This window comes from Amycolatopsis sp. M39 (assembly GCF_001651785.1).
In the GTDB taxonomy this organism is placed as follows: Bacteria; Actinomycetota; Actinomycetes; order Mycobacteriales; family Pseudonocardiaceae; genus Amycolatopsis; species Amycolatopsis rubida.
Genome location: NZ_LWSF01000006.1, coordinates 326,706 through 348,081, shown reverse-complemented (window position 1 = coordinate 348,081; position 21,376 = coordinate 326,706). Strand labels below are relative to the sequence as shown.

Here is a 21,376-nt window from a genome sequence, read left to right as displayed (position 1 = left end):
ACTACTTTTCGTCACCCTCGGCGGGCACGCTCGCGACTGCCAGCACGCCGTCGCCGAGCACCGTTCGCAAGAACTGGCGGGTACGGGGTTCTCGCGGGTTTTCCAATATCTGCTGGGGAGTTCCCGACTCGACGATGTTTCCGCCGTCCATGAAGACGACGCGAGTCGCGCAGCGGCGGGCGAACGACATCTCGTGGGTCGACACGATCATCGTCATGCCGAGCTCGCCGAGTTCCTGCATGATCTGCAGGACCTCCCCGACCTTCTCCGGGTCGAGGGCCGAGGTGGGTTCGTCGAACAGCAGCACGCTCGGCTGGGCGGCGAGCGCCCGGCAGATCGCGACCCGCTGCTGCTGCCCGCCGGAGAGCTGGTGCGGATAGGCGTTGCCGTAGCCGGCCAGCCCGACGGCCGACAGCAACCGGCCGGCGACGCGCCGGACCTCTTCCGGATCCCGTTTCTGGGTCCGGATCGGCGCCGCCGCCAGGTTCTTGCCCACGGTCAGGTTCTCGAACAGGTTGAACTGCTGGAAGACCATGCCGACCCGGGCGCGGGCGCGATCGCGCACCCGCCGGCGTTCGCTCGTGATCACCGTCCGGGCGCCGGACCGATCGGTCCGGGTGCCCAGCTCGACCCCGTTGACCTCGATCACGCCGCTGGTGACCGGTTCGAGGTTGTTGAGGCAGCGCAGCAGCGTGGTCTTCCCCGAACCGCTCGGGCCGATGACGCACACCACCTCACCGTGGCGGACATTCAGATCGACGCCGTTCAGCACGACGTGATCACCGAACTGTTTCACCACTCCCCGCGCCGAAACAACGTGGGGCCGGCCCGGCGGTGCTTCGCTGAGGACGACCTCGTCGAGCAGCCGTTTGGCCTCCGCGGCCGGTGGCTGATCGCCCGGCGCGCTCGGCAGGTCACGCGGCGGCTTGCGCCGGGTGTAGTCGAGCTTCTTCTCCAACGCCCGCTGCACGAACGCGATCACCGTGTTGACCACGATGTAAATCGCTGCCGCCCCACCGAAAACCGCGACGAACTGGAACGTCCGCGACACCTCTTGCTGCGCCCGCAAGGTGAGTTCGTCGACCGCGATCACCGACGCCAGCGAAGTTTCCTTGACCAGGTAGGTCGCCAGTGTGCACAAGCCGGGGAGGACGACGCGCAACGCCTGCGGGCCGCGAACCAGCCGGAACACCGTGGCCGGGGACATGCCCAGCGCGGCGCCGGCGTCGAGCTGTCCTTGCTTCACCGCCATCAGCCCGCCGCGCGAAAGCTCGCACACGAAGGCGGCGAAGGCGATGGTCAGTGACCAGATCGCGGTGAGCTCACCGCCGAGCCGGAGCCCGATCGCGGGCAGGGCGTTGTACCAGAAAATGAGCTGGAGCAGCACCGGCGTTCCCCGGATGACCCAGAGATAACCACCGACCAGCCAGCGCAGGAAACGGATTTTCCCGTTGTGCGCCAGCGCCAGCGCGAGTCCCAGCAGGAGGGAAAGAACCAAGGTCGCGCCTGCGATGCGCAGGGCTACCAGAATGCCTTCCAGGAAGTACGGCAAGGTCGCGTACCCGAGGATGTCGTTCAGCATCTGCCACCCTCACCAATCTGTGTGGTGTGTTACGGCCCGGGCCGCGGTGGACCGGACGAGGACTCATCCCCCAGACGCATCGGCACGGTCCAGTCGAAATCGACCCGGCCTGCCTTGATCACGTGCATCACGTCGACGGATTCCACCCCCGGCAGCGGGTAGAGCTCGCTTTGCAGGAATCCGTAGAGATCGCGGTCGCTGTGGAACAGAACGTCGATGAGAAGGTCATAGACACCGCTCGTGAAACCGACGTACAGCGTGTACTGCCGGGACGAAATGCGTTCCGCGATCGCCTCGGCCGTGCCCGGTTCGCAGCGGATGCCGAAAACGACGTCGCAGGCATAACCATGGGCGGACGGGTTGAGCACCGCGGCGACCTTCATCAGGCCGCCCTTGGTCATCCGGGCGATCCGGTTGCGGATCGTCGGCTGGCTGGTGCCGAGTTCCCGTGCGATCTGCGCGTTGCTCATCCGGCCGTCCTCGCGGAGCAACCGGATGATCGCGCGGTCGGTCTCGTCCAGATGCTCGAACGACAGGTGAGCCGGCTCCGGTTCCGCGGCCCACACGGTGCGGGTGCGCACCACCCGAGCCCCGGTCCGCTCTCGATCCTCGTCCATGCCGGAGAACCGTAAGCCTCGTTTTCTGATTCGACAAGCAAAATCAGAAAAGATCTTGATATCGAAAGTCGCACTGGTGCAAAAGCGCTCAACCAGTTAAAGTCTCACCAGCTACCGGTGCTACTGGCCTTCAGATCGGAGCGAACATGTCTTCCCCTTCCGCGCACACCGTCGTCGTGGGTGCGAGCGTTGCCGGGCTCGGCGTGGCGGAAAGCCTGCGTGCTTCCGGGTACGAAGGCCGGATCACCGTGCTGGAGCGCGACTCCGAGCAACCGTGCGACCGGCCCCCGCTTTCGAAGGGCTTCCTTCTCGGCGAGGACGCCGGCATCGAACTTCCTTACGCCGCGATGGCTGCCACCGAGGGTGTCGAAGTCCTGCTCGGCGAAGAAGTCACCGCGCTGCGGCCGGACCGGAATCTGGTCCACACCGCCACCGGACGCACGCTGACGTATTCCGATCTGGTCGTGGCCACGGGTTCGCGGCCCCGCCGGCTGCCCGTGCCGGGGCGGGACGCGGTGGACATCCAGGTCCTTCGCGGGCGGCGGGACGCGATGTGCTTACGCGCTCGCGCGGCCGGGGCTCGGAGCGCGGTCATCGTCGGCGCCGGAGTTCTCGGCCTCGAAATCGCGTCGTCGTTGCGCCGGCTCGGCGTCGACGTCGAAGTGGTGACCAATCTCGACGTGCCGCTCAATCCGGCTTTCGGCAAGGAACTCGCCGAATTCGAGCGAGTGCTGCTGGCCGCGGCGGGTGTCGGATTCCGGTCGAATACCTCCGTGCGCAGCTACCGCCCGGGCCCGGCCGGGACGACACGCGTCGAGCTGGAGACGGGCGCGGTCCTGACTGCCGACCTCGTCGTCGAGGCAGTCGGCGCCGAACCGTGCACCGGCTGGCTGGCCGGGAGCGGGCTGACCGTCGACGACGGAATCCACTGCGACGCAAGCCTCCAGGCCGCGCCCCACGTGTACGCCGCGGGCGACGTATGCCGATGGTTCAACCCGCGCTACGGGCGTTCGATGCGGATCGAGCACTGGACGAATGCCCTCGACCAGGCCGCGCTGGCCGCGCAGAACATCGCGGGGAGCGAAAAGCAGGTCCTGGACGGCATTCCCTACTTCTGGTCCGACCACTTCGGCTGCCACCTGCAGTTCGCCGGCACCACCACCGGCCACGGGGTGAGCGGCCAGCGAGGCGCGGATTCCCTGACCGTCCGCTACCTCGACCGCACCGGCCGCGAGATCGGCGTGCTGTCGGTCAACGACCCCCGGCCCATCCTCGAACACCGGCGGCAGCCCGCCGCCGGATGACCCAGCCGCAAGGAGCCTTCTCATGCCCGACGTCCTCGTCGCCGGCACCCCGTTCGGCCTCCAGGTGGCCGACCCGTGCGGGCGCTGGCTGACCGACGCGCACGAAACCGTCCTCGAATCCCTTCCCGGGGTCCGGCTCGAACACCTTTCCGCGCGCGAACTGAGCGACGGTGTGCGGCCCCGGCGCAAGCCGAACGTGGTACTGCTGGAGACCAGCGGCATTTCGGCCGAGTACGCGTCGCTGCCCGGGCTGATCCCCCGCTCGGCGCTCGACGGCATCATCACCGGGGAGCTGCGGTGGATCCAGAGCTGCTCGGCCGGAGTCGAGCACCTGCTGCCGCTGGTTCCCGGCGGTGTCCCGCTCACCAGCGCTTCAGGGGTCCACGCGAAGGCCGTCGCCGAGGTGGTCCTGGCGGGAATCCTGGCCCATGCCAAGCGGTTCGACACCCGGCGGGACAATCAACACCGCCGCGCGTGGGAGGCACTCGATTGCCGTGAGCTGGGGGCGACCACGGTCTGCGTGCTCGGCGTCGGGCACATCGGCGCCGAGATCGCCCGGCTCTGCAACGCCTTCGGCATGCGGGTCGTCGGCGTGGCCAGGAATGCCCGGAAACTCGACGGTTTCGCGACAGTCTTCCCGCAGTCCCACCTCCACGAAGCCTTGCGCGGAGCGCGATACGTGGCCGTGGCCTGCCCGCTGACCGAGGCGACCCGGGGGATGGTGGACGCGGCCGCACTGGCGCAGCTCGACCCGTCGGCGTATCTGCTCAACATCGCCCGCGGGCCGATCGTGGACGACGACGCCCTCGTTGACGCCCTGCGCAGGAACGCTCTCTCCGGCGCCCTTCTCGACGCATTCGAGCTGGAACCCTTACCGGGCGACCACCCGTATTGGAGCCTGCCCACCGTCCGGCTCCTGCCACACGACAGCCATTCCTCACACCGTCTCGGCGACAATCAGATCAAGGCGTTCGCCGACAACCTGCGCCGGTTCGTCGACGGCGAAAGCCTGCTGAACGTCGTCGACCCGGACGCAGGCTATTGACCTGCCACCCCGCGAGAACAGGAGAAAACCCTTGAGCGACCAGATCGGATTCGCCGGACTCGGCGTGATGGGACTGCCGATGGCGCTGAATCTGCGGCGGGCCGGCCATTCCGTCCGCGGGTTCAATCGATCGTCCCGCGGCCGCGACGAGTTCAGTGCGAGCGGCGGCGAACTCGCCGGATCGATCGGCGAACTCGCCGCCGAGTGCACTGTGGTCTTCGCGATGCTTTCCGACGACGCCGCCGTCGAGGAAGCCGTGCTCGGCCCGGACGGGATCGTCCGGTCGGCGCGGCCCGGCACGCTGCTCATCGATTGCAGCACAGTCAGCCCCGCGACGGCCCGCCGCACCGATGCCCTCGCGGCCGAAAGGGGACTTCTGACCGTTGACGCACCTGTCAGCGGCGGCGAGGAAGGCGCCCGCACCGGCACGCTTTCGGCCATGGTCGGCGGGAGCGCCGAGGCGGTGCGGCGGGCGCGGCCGTATCTGGACGCGGTGGCGGGCACGGTCACCCACGTCGGCCCGCCGGGTGCCGGGCAGCTGGTGAAGGCAGCGAACCAGGTGATGGTCGCCGGTCACCTTCTCGTGCTCGGCGAGGCGCTGCAACTGCTGTCGGGATCCTCGGTGGACACGGCGGCGGCGCTCTCGGCATTGCGGGGCGGGTTGGCGCAGAGTGCCGTACTCGACCGGAAAGCCGAGCGCATGCTCGCCCGCGAATTCGCTCCGGGCTTTCGCATCCGGCTGCAGCACAAGGACATTCGCATCGCACTCGGGGTCGCCGAAGAATGCAACGCGCCAGTTCCCCTCACCGCGCTCGCCGCTCAGTTCCTCGCGGGCGCGATGTCCGCCGGGCTCGGCGAGCACGACCATGCCGCGCTGGGCCTGGTGCCCGGGCTGCTCGCCGGGCATGCTCCGGAATGACCGTCACGGCCGGGCGCTCGACCCCCGGAGGTACACGGTGGTGGTCGTGGTGAAGAACTCCCGCGCCGCGCGGCCCTGTTCCTTGGGGCCGAACGCGCTCTGCTTGGTCCCGCCGAAGGGCACGTGCGGGTCTGCTCCGGCGGTTTCGGAGTTGATGTGCAGCACCCCGACGTCCAGCTGTTCCACCGCCGCGCGAACGGCCCGCAGGTTGTCGGTGAACACCGCCGCGGACAGCCCGAACGGGCTCTCGTTGACCAGATCGAGCGCGGCCTGGTCGTCGCGGACCCGCCGCACCGCCAGCACCGGGCCGAACAGTTCTTCGTGCCACAACTCGCTTTCGCCCTCCAGCTCGACGATCGTCGGCGGCAGGAAGGCTCCGGCCTGGCGGAATTCGTCCGGATAGCGATACCCGCCGGTGAGCACCCGGACCGGATCCCGCTCGGTGGCATCGAGCGCGGCCTGGATCCGGTCCCGGGCGCTCGCCGTGACCACCGGCCCCATCTGGATTTCCGGCGACAGCGGGTCCCCCACGTTCAGCGCTGCGGTGCGGTCGGCGAGCATCGCGAGGAATTCGCCGGCCACCGCGTCGGCGACCACGAGGCGCGAAGTCGCCGTGCACTTCTGTCCCGCCGACCGGAAGGCACCGGCCATCACCTCCGCGGCGGCGAGGTCGAGATCGGCGTCGGCCAGGACCGCGGCGGCATTCTTGCCGCCCATTTCCGTCTGGATCGGGCGCGCGCGGCGGCCGCAGATCTCGATCAGCCGGGTGCCGACTTCGGTCGAGCCGGTGAAGGTGACGGCATCGATGCCGGGGTGATCCACCAGCCTGCCGCCCAGGTCGCCGGTGGTGAGCAGCAGGTTGAGCACGCCATCCGGCAGCCCGGCCGTCACGAGCGCCTCGGCGAGCCGGATCGCGAGCAGCGGAACGACGCTGGCCGGCTTCCACACCACGGTGTTGCCGTAGCTCAGCGCCGGGGCGATTTTCCACGCCGGGATCGCGATCGGGAAATTGAACGGCGTGACGACCGCGAACACCCCGACCGGCTTGTGCAGCACCTGGATCTGCTCGCCTTCCCGCGGCGAAGCGAAGACCTCGCCGACCGGCCGCAGGCCCTCGGAGCCGGAGAAGCGCAAGATCTCCGCGGCCCGCCGCACCTCGCCGATGCCCTCGGCGACGGTCTTGCCTTCTTCGCGGGACAGCTCGGTCCCCCACTCCTGCGCCCGCTGGTCGAGGAGGTCGGCGGCCCGGCCCAGGATCCGCCCGCGGACCGGATGCGGGGTCGCCGACCACCGGGGAAACGCCTCGCGGGCCGCGCCGACCGCCGCGTCGAGCTCCCCGGCGCCGGCCAGCAAGCCCTCGGCCACGATCTCGCCGGGGCGGGCCGGGTTCACGTCGATCAGCTGCGCGCCGGAGCCGGTCCGCCACTGCCCTGCCACCAGATGCCGGAGAGAAGCACTCGGGGTATTCGCTGTCACAGCAGTCCTTCCTGATCGACGAGGATTCGTCCATCGTGCCGGGCACGGCCGCGGTCCACACTGGACGCATCGGCGTGCGCGATCGGCTGCCGCACGCCGTTTCGGCCATCGATCTCCCGCCGTGGCGCTGTTTGCATCGGTACCGCAGCGAATCCGTCCTTTCTGGAGGCCACGACATGACCGACCAAGTCCGCCGCGTCCGCACCGAGGTACCGGGGCCGCGGTCGCAGACCTTGCTGGCCCGGCAGCGCGCGGCCCTCCCGGCCGGGCTCGGCTCCGCGCTTCCGGTGTTCGTGGAATCCGCGAGCGGTGGCGTCATCGCCGACGTCGACGGCAATGCGTTCATCGACTTCGGCAGCGGCATCGCGGTGACGACCGTCGGCAATTCCGCGCCACACGTGGTAGCGCGGGCCACCGAGCAGCTCCGGCGGTTCACCCACACCTGCTACCTGGTCAATCCTTACGAATCGTATGTCGCGGTCTGCGAAAAGCTGAACGAGCTGGCGCCGGTCGCCGGTGCAGCGCGCACGGCATTGTTCAACAGCGGCGCCGAAGCGGTCGAGAATGCCGTCAAGGTCGCCCGGGCGGCCACCGGACGACCCGGGATCGTCGTGTTCGATCACGCCTTCCATGGCCGCACCCTGCTCACGATGGCCTTGACTGCCAAGAACATTCCGTACAAACAGGGTTTCGGGCCATTCGTCGGTGACGTCCACCGCGCCCCGATGGCCTACCCCTACCGGTGGCCCACCGGGCCGGAGAACTGCGCGCGGGAAGCCGCCGACGCACTCGCCGATCTCATCGACCGCCAGGTCGGCGCCGGCACTGTCGCGGCCGTGGTCGTCGAGCCGATCCAGGGCGAGGGCGGGTTCATCGTGCCTGCGCCCGGATTCCTGCCGGCGGTCCGGCAGATCTGCTCCGACCGCGGGCTGATCCTGATCGTGGACGAGGTCCAGGCCGGCATCGCCCGCACCGGCTCCTGGTTCGCCAGCGAGCACGAAGGAATCCGGGCGGACCTCGTCACCTCGGCCAAGGGTCTCGGCGGCGGGCTGCCGATCGCCGCGGTCACCGGCCGGGCGGACCTGATGGACGCCGCGCCCGCGGGCGGCCTCGGCGGAACGTTCAGCGGGAATCCCGTGGCCTGCGCGGCCGCGCTCGGCGTGTTCGAAGAGATCGAGGAACACGATCTGCTGGCCAGGGCCCGCCGGATCGGCGAGATCATGCTCCCGGCGTTGCACGACCTCCAGCGCTCGCACGAAGCCGTCGGCGAGGTGCGCGGCCGGGGCGCGATGATCGCGATCGAGCTGGTCCACGGTGACCGCCGGCCGGATCCCGGTCTCACCGCGCGCGTCGCCGCCCGCTGTCATCGGGAAGGTCTGCTGGTGCTCACGGCGGGCAGCTTCGGCAACGTGCTCCGGTTCCTGCCCCCACTGTCCATTTCGGACGACCTGCTGGCGGAAGGCCTGTCAGTGCTGCGCTCGGCCGTCGCTGCGGAGGTGTGACGGACGCCAGGCAGTCAAGGCCAGCAGGAGCTCGGCGCGCACGTGCGCGGAAGCGAGATCGGTCCCGAGCAGCTCCTGGATCCGCTCCATCCGGTTCCGCAGCGTGTGCCGGTGCACGCCGAGCGCCGCGGACGCCGCCTCCCACTGGCCGTGGTGCTCAAGGAAGGACTGCAGGGTCATGACGAGAGCGGTGCCTCCCGCCTCGTCGACCTCGGCCAGCGGGCGGAGGCGGGTCTCCGCGACGGCGTGCAGGACCGCCCGGGTTTGCGGGTGCCCGGCCAGGATCCGGCCGGCCAGCGCGTCGAACTCGACGAGTGTCTTCCGCTGCGCCTGCGCGACCCCGGCCGCCACGTCGGCTTTTCGCGCGGCGGCTGCCAGGCCGGATACCACGCTGGTTCGCGCCAGTCCGATGGCCGGCGTGCCCCCGGTCCGGCGGATTTCCCGCAGCCACTGCTCGACAGCCGGATCGCCCGGAAGCACCACGACGGCGTATCCGTCGCGGGCCGCTGCGACGTGCGGAAGGTCCGGCACCGCGACGAGCGGTCCGCGGATGGCCAGCACCACGAGTTCGTCGCCGACCGGAAGCCCGGCGAGCCGCAGGTACCGCTCGGCCTTCGCGGCGTCGAGGTCGCCCTCCAGCACCAGAGAAAGGACCAGGCCGCTCAGCTCGCGCCGGGTTTCCCGCATCCCGGGCGGTCCTTCCTGCTCCATCGCGATGAGCGACACCGCGTGCCCGATCAGCAGATGATCGGCCGAGGCGAGGTCCCTCCTGGCCGCCAGCACCAGGAGTGCGCGCACCCGGCGGCCCGCCCGGATCGGGTGCACGGTCACCACCCCATGTGCTCCGGCGCGGGAGCACGTCGTCCCGGCGTTTCGGCAGGCCGCCGCCAGATCGTCGCGGACCGGCAGATTCGCCGCGGCAGGCGGATGGGCGGCGAGGACGTTCCCGTTCGGGGCGCAGAGGACGACGTCGGAACCCGTGGCGGCCACGAGGCTCCGGACCACCGCCGCCGGGCCGCCCCGGAGCGCGGCCCTCGTCATCCGGGGCAGCGCCCGGGAAGCCCGCACCACGCCCTCGTACTCCTGTTCGGCGAGGCGATCGGTGACCGTTCGCACGATCGCCACGAACGGCGTCCGCAGCGGCACCTCCAGCACCGGCAGCGCCAGCTCGCCGGCGGCCTCGACGAGCTGCGCCGGGATCGCCGCGTGCGACAAACCGACCCCGAACCCCAGTGCCGCGACCCCCGCCTCGGCCAACCGCTGGAGATAGCGGCGGCCGTCCCCTGGCGGCAGCCGCAACCCGGTCGTCAGCAGCAACTCGCCACCGCGGAGCCACCGCCGGGGATCGGCCAGCTCGATGCTGTGCGCCCAGCCGATCTCCCGGTCCAGCCCCTTCTCCCCGCCGGCCACGGACAGCCCGAGCTGCCGCTGCTCCACGAGCCAGCGCACCGGGACGCTCCTGGCCGTCACACGAGCGCCGCCTCCGCCGGGTACGGAGTGGTCAGGGCGCGCAGCCCGGTCTCCTCCACGACGAAGTTGTCCTCCACCTTGACCACGACGATCGCGCCGCCGGCTTCCACGCTCGTCTCGGGTTCGAGCGCAATGCACATCCCGGTTTCGAGGGTGTCGTCGACATCCATCAGCGAGGCATTCGCGGCGACCGGCAGTTCGCACAGGCGGAGCCCGATTCCGTGCCCGATCGCGTAAGGCGTGCGGCCGAGCCCTTGCCGCGACAGGTAATCGTTGACCGCGCGGTGGATGGCCGACATCCGGACGCCGGGGCGAGCGAGGTCCCGCGCGATCTCGTACGCCGCCAGAAGGTGCTGGTACGCCTGGAAAACCTCGCGCCGGGGCTCGCCGACGAACGCCGTCCTGGCCGCATCGGACCCGTATCCGCCGACGCCGTAGCAGCCGATGTCGAAGAAGTACGCGTCCCCTTCCCGCAGGGACGCGTTCCTGGCGAACCAGGCACCGCTCCCGCCACGCACATTGCACACGGAATGCGTGACGAACTCGACGCCGGCTTTCAGCTGTGCCCTGGCCGCCTCGCCGAGGATCTCGTCGTCCGTCACGCCCGGCGCCACGATCGACATCGCCGCGTCCATCGCCAGCGAGTTGACCCGCGACGCAGCCTCGACGAGCACGATCTCCAGCGGGTCCTTGACCCGCCGGACCCGGTAGAACGCCGTGCTCGACGGAACGAACTCGACCGACGGGCACGCCCGGCGGAGTGCTTCGACGAGTGCCACGTCGATGGCGTCGACACCGATCCGCCGGGCGCCCGCGGCGGCGATCCGGCCGGCCACGAGCCGCACCCAGGTGCGCGGGTTCGCGCTCGCGGGGCTCCATCCCGGGTGCGGGTGCAGCGCGCGCACGTTCGGCAGGTCGGCGATGGGGTTCTCGATCGTCTCGTCGACGTACTCCACGAAGACCTCAGCCTCGCCGTCCGCGGAGACCAATGCCGCGTGCCACGCGGAGTCCGCGGTGAGGTGCGAACGATAGCCGGTGGCGTACCGGATGTTGTCGGGCTCCTGCAGGAGGATGTGATCCAGCCCGGCTTCGTCGCAGAACTCCTTCAGCCGAGCCGTGCGCGCTGCCCGAAGGGCGGCCTGATCCACGTCGGGCCAGTCGTAACGCCGGTTCATTCCTTCACCTTTCCCCAGTGCACCGATCCGGATGCAAAAGCGCTTAGGCAAGCGTAAGCAGCCGACCGGAGCGGTGTCAACCGTGGTACAGCTCAGGCCGCAGATGCCGGCGGTAATCGACTTCGGCCGGAGCGGACCGATTCAGGGAAACATCGACGGAAATCACCTGAGCCGCGCCTCCGAGAGAGTGCAGAACGGCACCGTTCGCGCCGACCGTACAGGATTCACCGGTAAACCGGAGCCCGTCCTCGACACCGGTCCGATTCACATACACCAATGGCGTGCGGTTTTCGAGTGCGCGCGCCCGGATGGCGATCCGGTGTTCGGGACCGTAGGGATCCATGTTCGCCGCCACCGCGACGAACAGGTCCGGTTCCTGCCTCGCGAGAGTGCGGGCCACCTCGGGGAACTCGACCTCGAAACAGGTCATCGGCGCGATCCGGAGACCGGCCAGCTCCACCGCGGCAACCTCGTCATCAGGCCGGAAAACCGCGCGCTCCCTGCCGAACAGATGCGTCTTGCGATGCACCCCGGCGACCCTGCCGTCCCGGTCGACGCACAGGAGCGAGTTGTAGATCCCGGCCCCCGCCTCCGGAAACCCGAGCACCGTCGCGGTCGAATACCGCGCGGCCAGCGCGCATATCGCAGCCAGTTCTTCCGACCCGAGATCGAGAGCGACATCGCGGACGTAATCGAGCCCGTAACCCGAAAGAAAAAGCTCCGGAAAGACGGCGAGATCCGCTTCCGGAAAAGAGGCCAGCGTGTGCGCGACCGCCGCGATATTGCGTGGGACCGAAGCCGGTACCGGTTGCAGCTGGGCCAGCACCACCCTGATCGGCAGCTGCCCCATCGCACCTCCTCACCCCGGCCCAGCCAGGCATACTGCAAAAGTGCTTTACCAGAAGATTATCCGCCCGGTACCCGGGCGTCAACCGACGTCGCGCGCACTGCCTGAACGATCGAAGCGGCTGGGATAGGCTGACCGCACCATGAACACGAGACGCCCGAGCATCCACGATGTCGCAGCCGCGGCCAACGTTTCCATCACCACGGTTTCGCATGCCTTGAGCGGCAAGGGACGGCTGCCGCAGGAGACTCGCGACCACGTGCGGCAGGCGGCGGAACGCCTCGGCTACACCCCCAGCTTCACCGCCCGCGGGCTCGCCACCGGGCGTTCCACGCTGCTGGCCATCCAAGCGTCGGGGTTCGGACCGGAGACCCTCGTTCCCGACCTCGCCTACATCACCGACATCCTCAACGCAGCTTCGAGCCACGCGCTGGAGCGCGGGTACGCCCTGGTGGTGCTGCCGCCGCAGGCGCCGGTCGCGCACATCGAACGCCTCGGGTTCGAAGGGGCGACGGTGATCGACCCGCTCGGGCAGGAGACCCTGCTCGGCGCGATGCGCGGCCAGGGCAAACCGGTGGTCACCATGGGCCGCATCGTGACCGGCAGCAGCTCGATCCCCTTCGTGGACACCGACCACGACGCGGCGACGACAATGGTCCTCGACCACCTCTGGGACCAGGGTTACCGCCGCCCGGCGGTCCTCACCGGCGGCCGGGGTCTTTCCTACGTCGAGAGCGTCACGAGGACCTACCGCGGCTGGTGCGCCGAGCGGACGATCCCGGACCGGATCGTCGAGGTCGACGGCAGGCTCACCGACGAGTCGGGCCGCCAAGCGATGTCCGCCGCGCTGCGGACCCGCCGCGGCGAGATCGACAGTGTGTACGCAACGCTCGACGCCCTCGCCATCGGCGCCATGACGGCGGCCCGGGACCTGGGGATCAGCGTCCCGGACCAGCTCGGCATCGCGTCCATCACGGATTCGCCGCTGCTGCGCATCCCGAACCCGATGATCACCGCCCTCGACCTCCACCCGGCCGTCATCGGCGTGAAAGCCCTCTCGATGCTCATCGACACCATCGAAGGCGGTTCCGCGGGCGGGAAAAAGCAGGGCGAGCTGATCCCGGCCGACCTGGTGGTACGCGATTCCACCGCGCGGGCCGCTTCGGGGTGAGCACCCGGGTTTGCGCAGTGCCGCCGGGACTCCTGAGCAATTCGGCCACCACGGCAGACCGGGCGCACATCATCTGATGGTCGCCGTAGATCTCGAACACCCGCGCCCGCGCAGGAAGACGCGACGACATCCCGGGATGCCGGATCGCCCAGTGTCAGATCCTGCCTGGCTGCGACATACGTGATCGGAACGCCGGGGTCCGGGAACCGTTTGAGCTCGGCTTTGTCCGTGTAGGTCACGCACTGGTGCGGCTGCTGCCGCATCCACACCGCGCGCCTCCGCTTCCGCTGCCTCGTTCATGCAGGACTGGCGGAAGACGTCCCACGGGCAGGACACGCTGTAGCCGGGGCTTGCCCGCGCGGCTCGCCGCCAGCCCCGGGTAGACAGTGTCCGCCACGCTTTCCCCGTCATGGAGCACGAAAGCGGTCAGGAAGAACAGCCCGCCGACGCGGTCGCCAAGCTCTTCGGCCGCCCGGTGCACGACTGAGCCGCCGAAACTGTGCCCCGCGAGGATGAGATCGGAAACGTCCTCGGCGAGCACCGTCTCGACGGCCGCGGTCACCGGATCCGCGTGCCGCAGCCCTGCCCGGGAAGGGTGGGCGCGAGGGTCCGGCAGCCGTCCGCGTCCAGGTGCGGGCGAACGCCGTCCCACGCCCACCCGCCGTGCCAGGAGCCGTGCACGAGAACGAGAACCGGCGTGGTCACGTGGTCACCCGCTTTCCGGCCGCCGGATCCCGCTGCCGGGATTCGTGTTCGGCGACGCAGGCACGATGGAACTCCCTGCTCAGCCCTGCGCACGAGGCGCAAATCGCCTTCAGTTCGGTGCTTCGCGGATCCCGGTCCATTTCCACTGCGGCATAGCTTTCCGCGCAGACATGACACTTCACCCGCGCCGCCCAGATGTCGGCGACCTCGTCGCGCGGGTCGTGCTGCCGCCGGAGCACGACGGTGCGGGACTGCCTGCGGTAGATCACCGCGTACGCCCCAGCGGCGACGAGCAGGGTGGCCGGCGTCGACCAGGTCCGGCCGATCGCGCCGCCGTACTGGTTGAACAGGACGCCCAGCACGGAAACGGCCACCCAGAGCCAGGTGCTCGCGGCCACACTCGCCAGCCGGCCGGGGCGGAACTCCGGCAGCGTGGCGCCGGGACTCTTGCGGGACATCGCGATGTGCACGAGCGCGATCCCGATCCAGCCCGCCACGAACACGCCTTGCCAGGCCAGGGCGAGCAGCAGATAGCTCGGCACATCGGTGAGGATCATCAGGTACGCCACCGCCCCGCAGAGCAAGGTGGCGCCGATCCGCGACAACCGGATCCGGAACAGCTTGCGGAAGCACACCACCAGGTTGATCGACGCGACATAGAGATTCCCGGCGTTCACCCGCGCCTGGTTCACCCAGATGAACAGAATCCCCCACCCGCCGAGGAGGGCGACGATCGTGGTCAGCACCGTCGCTTCGGACGCCGCTCCGAGGAATTTCCCGGAATACGCGATGAGGATTCCGGCCAGGCCGTTGCCGAGCAACGTCAGCACGTAGAACAGGGGCCCGAACGTGACCAGGCCGTTCACCCGGACGTCCTGGGGCCTTCCCATCCGGGCGAAGTCCATGGTGAACAACACGAAAACCAGAATGCCCAGGTACACGAAGCAGACGTACAGCCAGCCTGGCGCCGCCAGGTTCCCCGGCCCGGCCGGCACCTGCCTGATCCAGCCGAACGCGTCCCGGTTGCCCGCATTCGCCACCAGCACCGCCACCAGCAGGCCGATGACGTAGACCGGAAGCAGGACCCGGTTTCCCTTGTCCATCCACTTGCGGACCCCGCCCATGACGAGCGGCAGGTTCAGCACGATGACGAGCGCGTACCACAGCCACAGGTCGAACCACCCGAAATAGGCATGGAATGCTTCCGCCGCGACGGAAATCTCGAAAACCGCGTAGTAGATTCCCGTCGCGGCAAGGATGATCGAGGCGATCACCGCGCCTCTCGTGCCGAACAACCGTTGCGAGAACAGAAACGCGGTGAGGCCGGTGCGCGCGGCGAACTTCGAGAACACGAAACCCAGAACGCCGTAGATCGCACACGCGAGCACGATTCCGATCAACGCATCGACGGCACCCACCGTCGCGGTCAGCGTGGCCGCGGTGACCAGATAGAACATTCCGCTCAGCAGTGAATACCAGGCCATGGAGAGCGACCTTGTGCTGCTGCGCCAGGTCAGCGGGACCACGTGGTTCGTGTAGTCCTCGGCGGCCGACCTCTTCACTACCGTCGGATCATCGGAATAAGTGACGTCCAAGGGGACGGGAATACCGGTATCACGGGACATGTGGCTTCATTTCCAGGAGACTGGACAGGGCAGTGGTCGCGAGCAATCGGAAGTGATCGCAGTGGTACCGCGATCCGGTGGCGCGCCGGCTGATCAGCCGCAGCAATCCCCGCGCAGGTCTTCGATACCGGGGCCCGCTGTTCCCACCACTCAACGGTAAAGCGCTTTTCCAACTGTGTCAACGGTCACTTTCCCGGCCTCCCCTGCCTTCGAGCCAGGTCAGTACACCCCTTCGACATAGCGTTCGTAACGCGCGAACAACGGATTCCCGGACCCCAGCTCGGAATCGAGGTTTTCGCTTCCGAAGTCGAACAGCGACCGGGACAGCCGGACCACCGGTTCCACGGCCGCGATCCGTTCCTCCTGGTAGGCCGCGAGCGCAGCGGGGACGTCCCTCCCGGACTCGAGCGCGCGGCCGAGCGCACTCACATCGGCGAGTGCCTGGTTGGCTCCCTGCGCCAGCCCCGGCAACATCGGATGCGCGGCGTCACCGAGCAGGGCAATGCGCGAGGAACACCATTCCTTGAGCGGCTTGACGAAATCGTGCAGTGCATTCCGGATGATCGTCGGCCGGTCCGTTGCCCGCAGCAGATCCGGCACCGGGCTGCCTGCCCAGGCGCCGAAACGGGCGAAGAACGCCTCGACATCGTCGACGAGTCCGTCCCCTGCCGCGAACCAATAGGCCCGGCCCTTTCCCATCGGCAGATAACCGAAATGCCCGTCCGGTCCCCATACCTCCGCTTCGGCCATCGGGTCGATGCCGGTGTCCGCCAGGTCGAACAGGCCGCGCCAGCGCACGAGACCGTCCGAGCTGAATTCGCGCTCGCCGAACAACGACGTGCGGACCACGGAATGGATTCCGTCCGCGCCGATGAGGACATCACCGTGCACCACGCGGCCGTTGGAGAATCGGCAGGTGACCCGGTCGGCGGATTCTTCCACCCCGGTCAGCGCATGGTCGAGGTGAATGCGCTCGCGGCCCAGCGCGTCGGCCAGCATCCGGTTCAGATCGCGCCGGTAGACGCCGGCCAGTACGCCGCCGAACCGCGCCGACCACGCGGTGATGTCCCGGACGTCGAGAACCTCGCCCGTCGAACTGAAGGTACGGTAGCGGCTGAGCGAGGTCGAAATCGACGCGAGCTGCTCGCCGACCCCGAGCTCACGCAGGATGCGGACGCCGTTCGGCCACAGGTTCAGCCCCGCGCCGGCGGTCCGGATCTCCGGCTCGCGCTCGAACAACAGCACTTCCCAGCCGAGCTGGCGGAAACGGAGACCGGCGGTGAGGCCGCCGATGCCCGCGCCGCACACGAGAACCCGTTTCGTCACGGTCGCACCTCAGTATCCGGCTTCGAAATCGGGTACCCCGCGCAGAGGCTCCCCGGCGAGGTAATGACGGAGGTTTTCGCACAGCAGGTCGACGTTGCGATCGCCCACGCTCGCGGAGAAGTGCGCGTCGTGCGGTGTGATCAACAGGTTCGGCGTGTCCCAGAGCTCGCTGTCTTCGCCGAGCGGCTCCTGCACGAAGACATCCAGGTACGCGCCGGCGATGACCCCCTCGCGCAGCGCCGCGGCGAGGTCTGCCTCGTTGAGCACCTCGCCTCGCCCGATGTTGGCCACGAAGGCGTGCGGCGGGAGGAGGGCGAGCTGCTTGGCCGTGACGAGGTCGAGGGTCTCGGGGGTCTTCGGCAGCGCGGCGATCAGATAATCGGCGCGGGGCAACAGGTCCTCGAGCCCACCGCCGTGCATTTCGTCGTACAGCGGATGCGGTTCGAGATTGCGCCGGACGCCGGCCACCCGCATGCCGAACGCACGGGCCAGCTTGGCGAATCCGTTCCCGAGACTCCCGGCGCCGAGCACAACGGCCGTCTTGCCGTGCAACTCGCCGTATTCGATCATGTCCCACCGGTGCGCACGCTGGTTCTCGACCCGCTCCAGCAGGCGCTTGGCGTGCAGGAGCATCGCCGCGAGAACACTCTCCGCGAGCCCCGCGCTGTGGATGTCGACCGCCCGGACCATCGTGACGTGCGGCGCCAGAATCGGCGCGACCTTCTCGATGCCGTGGCTGCAGGATTGGAGCCAACGCAGTTTCGGTCCCTGGAGCCGCTGAATGTCGCGGCCCCGGACCAGAAACCGCAGCCATTCCGAATCGTCCCACTCGCTCGCGGTGCCGGTGGTCTCGGTGAGGATCACCTCCGGCGGGAACGCGGGCTCGGCTCCCGATGCGAGCTCGTCCCGCGACATGTGCATCAGATTGATCCGCGGTGACACCGACTGGATCGCCTCGCGGTGCCGCTCGGTCAGCCAGGTGCCGTCGGGAAAGGGCTTGCTGTAGCTGTAGGGCACGCCGGCGACCAGCACGTGAATCGGGCCGTCCGCACTCAGCAGCGGGACGACGTGAGGGTGTCTGAACTCTACCATGGGCACATCCTATGCAAAAGCGATTTTGCAGTCAATGGCCGGCCTTGGCCTTGACCACGCGCGCGGCGATTTCGAGCATCCGTTCCCTGAGTTCGAGCACCTCCGCGCGGTCTGCGCCGGCGAGCGGGCGCAGCGCCTCGCCGGCGACCACCGACCCGGGCACCTCGGCGGCGTTGGACAGTTCCGGGAACAGCTGGCCGGAAACCCGGACGAAGGTGTCGAGGCCGCCGAGATCAGCGGTCCCCAGCGGCCCGATCGCCATCCAGCGCGGTGCCAGCCCGGCACTGACGGCCAGATCGATGTCGGCAGCGTCGGCCACGCCGTCTTCCAGCAGGGACAAGCATTCCCGGAAGACGGCGAACTGGATCCGGTTCCAGACGAAGCCTTTCACCTCCGCGTTGACCCGGATCGGGTGCTTCCCCATCGACTCGACGAAGGCCGCTGCCGCGTCGAGCGCCCCGGCCGAGGTCGAGGCGCCGCCGGCGACCTCGACGAGACAGGTCCGGTCCGCCGGATTGAGAAAGTGCAGGCCGAAGAAACGCTCCGGACGGTCGAGCACCGCGGACAGCTCCGTCAGCGACAGGCTCGACGTGTTCGTGGCGACCAGCAGCCCCGGCCCGCCCAGCTCGCCGACGAGCCGGAGAACGTCCATTTTGGCCCCGGCGTCTTCCACGATCGTCTCGATCACCAGGTCGGCCACCCCGATCGCCGACGCGTCGAGCGGGCCGCCGTGCACCGGCCGCCCGGCCCGGGTCGTTGCCTCCCGCGCAGCCTGACGAGCCCGTTCCGCGTTACGCCCCACCACCGTGGTGGGGTGTGAACCCCCGGCGGCCGCGGCGGCAATGCCGACCGCCATCCGCCCAGTGCCGAGGACGACGACACGCATGTTCCACCTCCGGTCAGCTCAATACCCCCGGGAGCGGGCAGCCGCACCGCGCCACCGGAGCAGTCGCTGCCCAGCCTTGAAAAAGGGTTTTTGCATTTGAGTGGAGGAGGCTAGGCTCCCGCTGGACACGATGTCAACCGGCAGCGGTGCGCGCGACCGCACGTCCTTCTGCCGCGGCCCTCGTGATCAGGCCAGCGCGGATCGGCCCGATGCCGGCGAGCTCCAAGCCGGATCTTTCCGTCCCGGGCAACCGGGCGGAGCTCAGGGCGTGCCGGCTTCCGGCCGGCTGGCGGTATCGCTGGAAGGTCCTTCGCATAGCGCGGCAGCGGGTCCTGCGACGCAGTGCCCGGATGCCCGAGCCCTTCGTGCCGGGCACTCGCAAGCATCAGCGTGATGCCGCGATCCGGCACCGCCCCATGGCCGGAGACTCACCGATCTTGCACGAACAGTTGCAGATTTGATTTTCTGCACCTATGGTTGCAGCCATGGAACCCCGCAACGTTGCTGTGTGGCTTGAGGCGCTGCGCCCTCACAAAGGGCTGTCGCCCGCACTCGACCGGGTTCTGCAGACGCTGATCACCAATCCCAAGATCGCGTCGTACGGCGAGGTCGGTGATATCGCCTCGCGTGCCCAGGTGAACCCGAGCAGCGTCGTGCGATGCGCCCAGGCACTGGGTTTCGAGGGATGGCCCGCACTCCAGCGTGAGCTGCGAGCCAAGTATCTGGCGTCGCTCACGTCGGAGGAGACTTTCCAAACCCGCCGGAAGGGGCCGCTCGGGCCCGGGCATTCCGCCTTCCAGCAGGACATCCAGAATCTCAAGGACGCGCTGGAGTCCGTCGAGCCCGCCGAGATCGACGCGGTCATCAGGCGGATCGCGGGCTCCGCCCGGGTGGTCGTTGCCGCCACGGGGACTTTCGCCGCGCCCGGTCAGGTGCTGGCCCATCTCGGTTCCGCTCTCGGATACCCGATCACTGCCGAGACCAGGGGTGCGGTACATCTCTCGGCGGCGCTGACGGGCTTCGGCCCGGAGGACACGTTGGTCGTGCTCACCGCCTGGCGCCCCATCGGCGACCTCGTCAGGTCGGCTCGGCTGGCCAGGCATCGCGGGGCGCGCGTCATAGCTGTCACGGATCTGCGCCGCGGTCCGTTCGCCGAACTCGCGGATCACATTCTGGTCGTACCAAGCGAAGGTGTTTCCTTCTTCCAGTCAGTCACTGCGGCGACCTCGCTCATGTACGGCATCGTCGACGGGTTGGCGAACGTCGACGTCGATCGCACCCGGGAACAGCTAGCCGCGGCACAGCAGTCCTGGGAGATCCTGCAAACGTACGAATCCTCGTAACTGCCCGCCGCCCGGATGGCGGTCGGCTTTCTCGACGTCAGGCACGTCGATTTACCTTGTACAGCGAGGTGTCTTATGCTCAAGAATGCCTTTTTACCGACTGTTCTTGTGGCCGCCGCCATCACTGCGCTCGCCGAAATTGTGGGCACTCGGTCGATTTCGCTCGGGCCCGGCAAATTAATTCTTTTCCCGATCATCTGGGCAATTCTGCTCGGTGGCGCGCTCAGCTTTCAGCGGATCCGGCCCGTTTCCGCCGAGCTGCAGCGGAAAGCGCTTGACCTGGTGTCGGTCGGTATCATGGTCTTCCTGGTTCTCGTCGGCGTCACCGTCGGCGGTTCGCTCACCGAACTGAAGGACGTGACCTGGGTCCTCGCTCTCCAGGAAGTGGCACATCTGTTCGGTACGGTGATCCTCGCGCTGCCGGTCGCCGTCGTGCTGCGGATGGGCCGGGCGTCGATCGGCGCGACCTATTCCATCGACCGGGAGGCGAATCTCGCCTACACCGCCGAACGCTACGGCGCCGCGTCGTCGGAATACCGTGGAACGCTGGGGGTTTACGTCTTCGGATCGGTGTTCGGCGCGCTGTATCTCACCGTGCTCGCCGGATATCTCGGCTCGATCGGCTGGCTTCATCCGCTCGCACTGGCGATGGGCGCGGGTGTCGGCTCCGGCTCGATGATGGCCGCGGCGTCGGCGGCGATCGCGACCTCGCATCCCGGGATGGAGAGCCAGATTCTCGCCTTCGCCTCGGCTTCGAACCTGATGACGCAAACCATCGGCACCTTCGTCACCTGTTTCGTGGCGCTGCCCCTCGCCGAGCGGATGTATCGCTGGTGGTGCCGGCTGTTCCGGGTGCGCGAGCGCCTCGTGGCCGACGGCCCGCTCGTCGCGGCAGGCACCGGCGGGGGAAGAAACCCCGCCACCCCTGAGGCGGCCGGCCGGACTCCGGCGGCATCCGAGGTGAGCGTGACCAAGGATCTTCGGCGGATGCCTGTCGTTCTGCTGGTTTTCGTCGTTCTGATGGGGCTGGCGAACACGATCAGCACCGGCAAGATCAGCATGCAGACGGTTCTCGCGCTGGTACTGCTGGCCCTCGTGACCTACGGAGCCTTCGCGCTCAGCAAGATCGCGCCCAGGATTCCCGTGCTGGCGACCACAGTGGTGACCGGGATTCTGGTGGCCGCACCGTTCAGCCCGGTTTCCGGACTCGTCGCCGAACTCGTCTCGGGGATCAGTTTCCTGTCGCTGGTGACGCCGGTGCTCGCGCTGGCCGGGCTGTCGCTGGGCAAGG

19 protein-coding genes are annotated in these 21,376 nt (G+C 68.7%); 7 read left to right on the top strand and 12 right to left on the bottom strand.

Annotated elements, in window-relative coordinates:
• Position 1: 1 nt before the first annotated feature.
• Positions 2-1,582 (bottom strand): amino acid ABC transporter permease/ATP-binding protein, encoded by a 1,581-nt coding sequence (locus A4R44_RS52065; protein WP_067581967.1) that lies wholly within the window; start codon positions 1,580-1,582, stop codon positions 2-4.
• A gap of 29 nt (positions 1,583-1,611) precedes the next feature.
• Positions 1,612-2,199, bottom strand: coding sequence for an Lrp/AsnC family transcriptional regulator (locus A4R44_RS18790; protein ID WP_093576373.1), 588 nt, complete (start codon positions 2,197-2,199; stop codon positions 1,612-1,614).
• A gap of 146 nt (positions 2,200-2,345) precedes the next feature.
• Between A4R44_RS18790 and A4R44_RS18785 the strand changes: the two genes are divergently transcribed.
• From A4R44_RS18785 to A4R44_RS18775, 3 genes are read left to right on the top strand one after another with little or no spacing between them, the layout of a single operon-like run.
• Positions 2,346-3,503 carry an NAD(P)/FAD-dependent oxidoreductase gene (locus A4R44_RS18785; RefSeq protein WP_067581961.1) on the top strand — a complete coding sequence of 386 codons (1,158 nt, stop codon included), beginning with the start codon at positions 2,346-2,348 and terminating at the stop codon, positions 3,501-3,503.
• Positions 3,504-3,525: 22 nt separating this feature from the next.
• The gene (locus A4R44_RS18780) at positions 3,526-4,548 is read left to right on the top strand and encodes a D-2-hydroxyacid dehydrogenase (protein WP_067581958.1); all 1,023 of its coding nucleotides are present in this window, start codon (positions 3,526-3,528) and stop codon (positions 4,546-4,548) included.
• 31 nt (positions 4,549-4,579) lie between these two features.
• The gene (locus tag A4R44_RS18775) at positions 4,580-5,467 is read left to right on the top strand and encodes an NAD(P)-dependent oxidoreductase (RefSeq protein WP_093576370.1); all 888 of its coding nucleotides are present in this window, start codon (positions 4,580-4,582) and stop codon (positions 5,465-5,467) included.
• Positions 5,468-5,470: 3 nt separating this feature from the next.
• Here A4R44_RS18775 and A4R44_RS18770 read toward each other — a convergent pair whose 3' ends face one another.
• Positions 5,471-6,943: an aldehyde dehydrogenase family protein gene (locus A4R44_RS18770; RefSeq protein WP_067581956.1), complete on the bottom strand. Its 1,473-nt coding sequence runs from the start codon at positions 6,941-6,943 to the stop codon at positions 5,471-5,473.
• A 176-nt stretch (positions 6,944-7,119) separates the two neighbouring features.
• Here A4R44_RS18770 and gabT point away from each other — a divergent pair, with 176 nt between their 5' ends.
• Positions 7,120-8,445, top strand: coding sequence for a 4-aminobutyrate--2-oxoglutarate transaminase (gene gabT, locus A4R44_RS18765; RefSeq protein ID WP_067582376.1), 1,326 nt, complete (start codon positions 7,120-7,122; stop codon positions 8,443-8,445).
• Here gabT and A4R44_RS18760 read toward each other — a convergent pair.
• From A4R44_RS18760 to A4R44_RS18750, 3 genes are all read right to left on the bottom strand, one after another.
• The gene (locus A4R44_RS18760; RefSeq protein WP_067581953.1) at positions 8,410-9,894 is read right to left on the bottom strand and encodes a PucR family transcriptional regulator; all 1,485 of its coding nucleotides are present in this window, start codon (positions 9,892-9,894) and stop codon (positions 8,410-8,412) included. The genes gabT and A4R44_RS18760 overlap by 36 nt on opposite strands.
• Positions 9,895-9,911: 17 nt before the next feature.
• Positions 9,912-11,090: a Xaa-Pro peptidase family protein gene (locus A4R44_RS18755; protein WP_067581949.1), complete on the bottom strand. Its 1,179-nt coding sequence runs from the start codon at positions 11,088-11,090 to the stop codon at positions 9,912-9,914.
• A 76-nt stretch (positions 11,091-11,166) separates the two neighbouring features.
• Positions 11,167-11,940 carry a nitrilase-related carbon-nitrogen hydrolase gene (locus A4R44_RS18750; RefSeq protein WP_093576368.1) on the bottom strand — a complete coding sequence of 258 codons (774 nt, stop codon included), beginning with the start codon at positions 11,938-11,940 and terminating at the stop codon, positions 11,167-11,169.
• 139 nt (positions 11,941-12,079) lie between these two features.
• Here A4R44_RS18750 and A4R44_RS18745 point away from each other — a divergent pair, with 139 nt between their 5' ends.
• Positions 12,080-13,108, top strand: a complete 1,029-nt coding sequence (locus tag A4R44_RS18745) for a LacI family DNA-binding transcriptional regulator (RefSeq protein WP_067581941.1) — start codon at positions 12,080-12,082, stop codon at positions 13,106-13,108.
• 235 nt (positions 13,109-13,343) lie between these two features.
• On the opposite strand, the gene A4R44_RS18740 is transcribed toward A4R44_RS18745, so the two are convergent.
• The 6 genes from A4R44_RS18740 to A4R44_RS18720 all read right to left on the bottom strand — a co-directional run bounded on the left by A4R44_RS18740 (position 13,344) and on the right by A4R44_RS18720 (position 18,742).
• Complete coding sequence (locus tag A4R44_RS18740) at positions 13,344-13,670, bottom strand: alpha/beta hydrolase (RefSeq protein WP_067581937.1); 327 nt, start codon at positions 13,668-13,670, stop codon at positions 13,344-13,346.
• Positions 13,667-13,813, bottom strand: coding sequence for an alpha/beta fold hydrolase (locus tag A4R44_RS48040; protein ID WP_143132604.1), 147 nt, complete (start codon positions 13,811-13,813; stop codon positions 13,667-13,669). The genes A4R44_RS18740 and A4R44_RS48040 overlap by 4 nt, the downstream gene beginning before the upstream one ends.
• On the bottom strand, positions 13,810-15,408 hold the full coding sequence (locus tag A4R44_RS18735) for a cytosine permease (protein ID WP_067581935.1): 1,599 nt from the start codon (positions 15,406-15,408) through the stop codon (positions 13,810-13,812). The genes A4R44_RS48040 and A4R44_RS18735 overlap by 4 nt, the downstream gene beginning before the upstream one ends.
• Before the next feature lie 249 nt (positions 15,409-15,657).
• Positions 15,658-16,764 (bottom strand): NAD(P)/FAD-dependent oxidoreductase, encoded by a 1,107-nt coding sequence (locus A4R44_RS18730; protein ID WP_093576365.1) that lies wholly within the window; start codon positions 16,762-16,764, stop codon positions 15,658-15,660.
• 9 nt (positions 16,765-16,773) lie between these two features.
• Positions 16,774-17,856, bottom strand: a complete 1,083-nt coding sequence (locus A4R44_RS18725) for a D-2-hydroxyacid dehydrogenase (protein ID WP_067581925.1) — start codon at positions 17,854-17,856, stop codon at positions 16,774-16,776.
• A 31-nt stretch (positions 17,857-17,887) separates the two neighbouring features.
• Positions 17,888-18,742: a 3-hydroxyacyl-CoA dehydrogenase family protein gene (locus tag A4R44_RS18720; protein ID WP_095213433.1), complete on the bottom strand. Its 855-nt coding sequence runs from the start codon at positions 18,740-18,742 to the stop codon at positions 17,888-17,890.
• A 485-nt stretch (positions 18,743-19,227) separates the two neighbouring features.
• Here A4R44_RS18720 and A4R44_RS18715 point away from each other — a divergent pair, with 485 nt between their 5' ends.
• Entirely contained in the window at positions 19,228-20,085 is an 858-nt protein-coding gene (locus A4R44_RS18715; protein ID WP_161269510.1) for a MurR/RpiR family transcriptional regulator, read from the top strand.
• A 15-nt stretch (positions 20,086-20,100) separates the two neighbouring features.
• On the top strand, positions 20,101-21,376 hold a 1,276-nt coding region (locus A4R44_RS49110; protein ID WP_198545344.1), incomplete at its 3' end, for a DUF3100 domain-containing protein.

What these genes read in the sequence shown, in the direction of transcription:
- A4R44_RS52065 (WP_067581967.1), bottom strand. Translation starts at nt 1,582, where the DNA reads ATGCTGAACGACATCCTCGGGTACGCGACCTTGCCGTACTTCCTGGAA.
- A4R44_RS18790 (WP_093576373.1), bottom strand. Translation starts at nt 2,199, where the DNA reads ATGGACGAGGATCGAGAGCGGACCGGGGCTCGGGTGGTGCGCACCCGC.
- A4R44_RS18785 (WP_067581961.1), top strand. Translation starts at nt 2,346, where the DNA reads ATGTCTTCCCCTTCCGCGCACACCGTCGTCGTGGGTGCGAGCGTTGCC.
- A4R44_RS18780 (WP_067581958.1), top strand. Translation starts at nt 3,526, where the DNA reads ATGCCCGACGTCCTCGTCGCCGGCACCCCGTTCGGCCTCCAGGTGGCC.
- gabT (WP_067582376.1), top strand. Translation starts at nt 7,120, where the DNA reads ATGACCGACCAAGTCCGCCGCGTCCGCACCGAGGTACCGGGGCCGCGG.
- A4R44_RS18755 (WP_067581949.1), bottom strand. Translation starts at nt 11,090, where the DNA reads ATGAACCGGCGTTACGACTGGCCCGACGTGGATCAGGCCGCCCTTCGG.
- A4R44_RS18750 (WP_093576368.1), bottom strand. Translation starts at nt 11,940, where the DNA reads ATGGGGCAGCTGCCGATCAGGGTGGTGCTGGCCCAGCTGCAACCGGTA.
- A4R44_RS18745 (WP_067581941.1), top strand. Translation starts at nt 12,080, where the DNA reads ATGAACACGAGACGCCCGAGCATCCACGATGTCGCAGCCGCGGCCAAC.
- A4R44_RS18725 (WP_067581925.1), bottom strand. Translation starts at nt 17,856, where the DNA reads ATGGTAGAGTTCAGACACCCTCACGTCGTCCCGCTGCTGAGTGCGGAC.
- A4R44_RS18720 (WP_095213433.1), bottom strand. Translation starts at nt 18,742, where the DNA reads ATGCGTGTCGTCGTCCTCGGCACTGGGCGGATGGCGGTCGGCATTGCC.
- A4R44_RS18715 (WP_161269510.1), top strand. Translation starts at nt 19,228, where the DNA reads ATGGAACCCCGCAACGTTGCTGTGTGGCTTGAGGCGCTGCGCCCTCAC.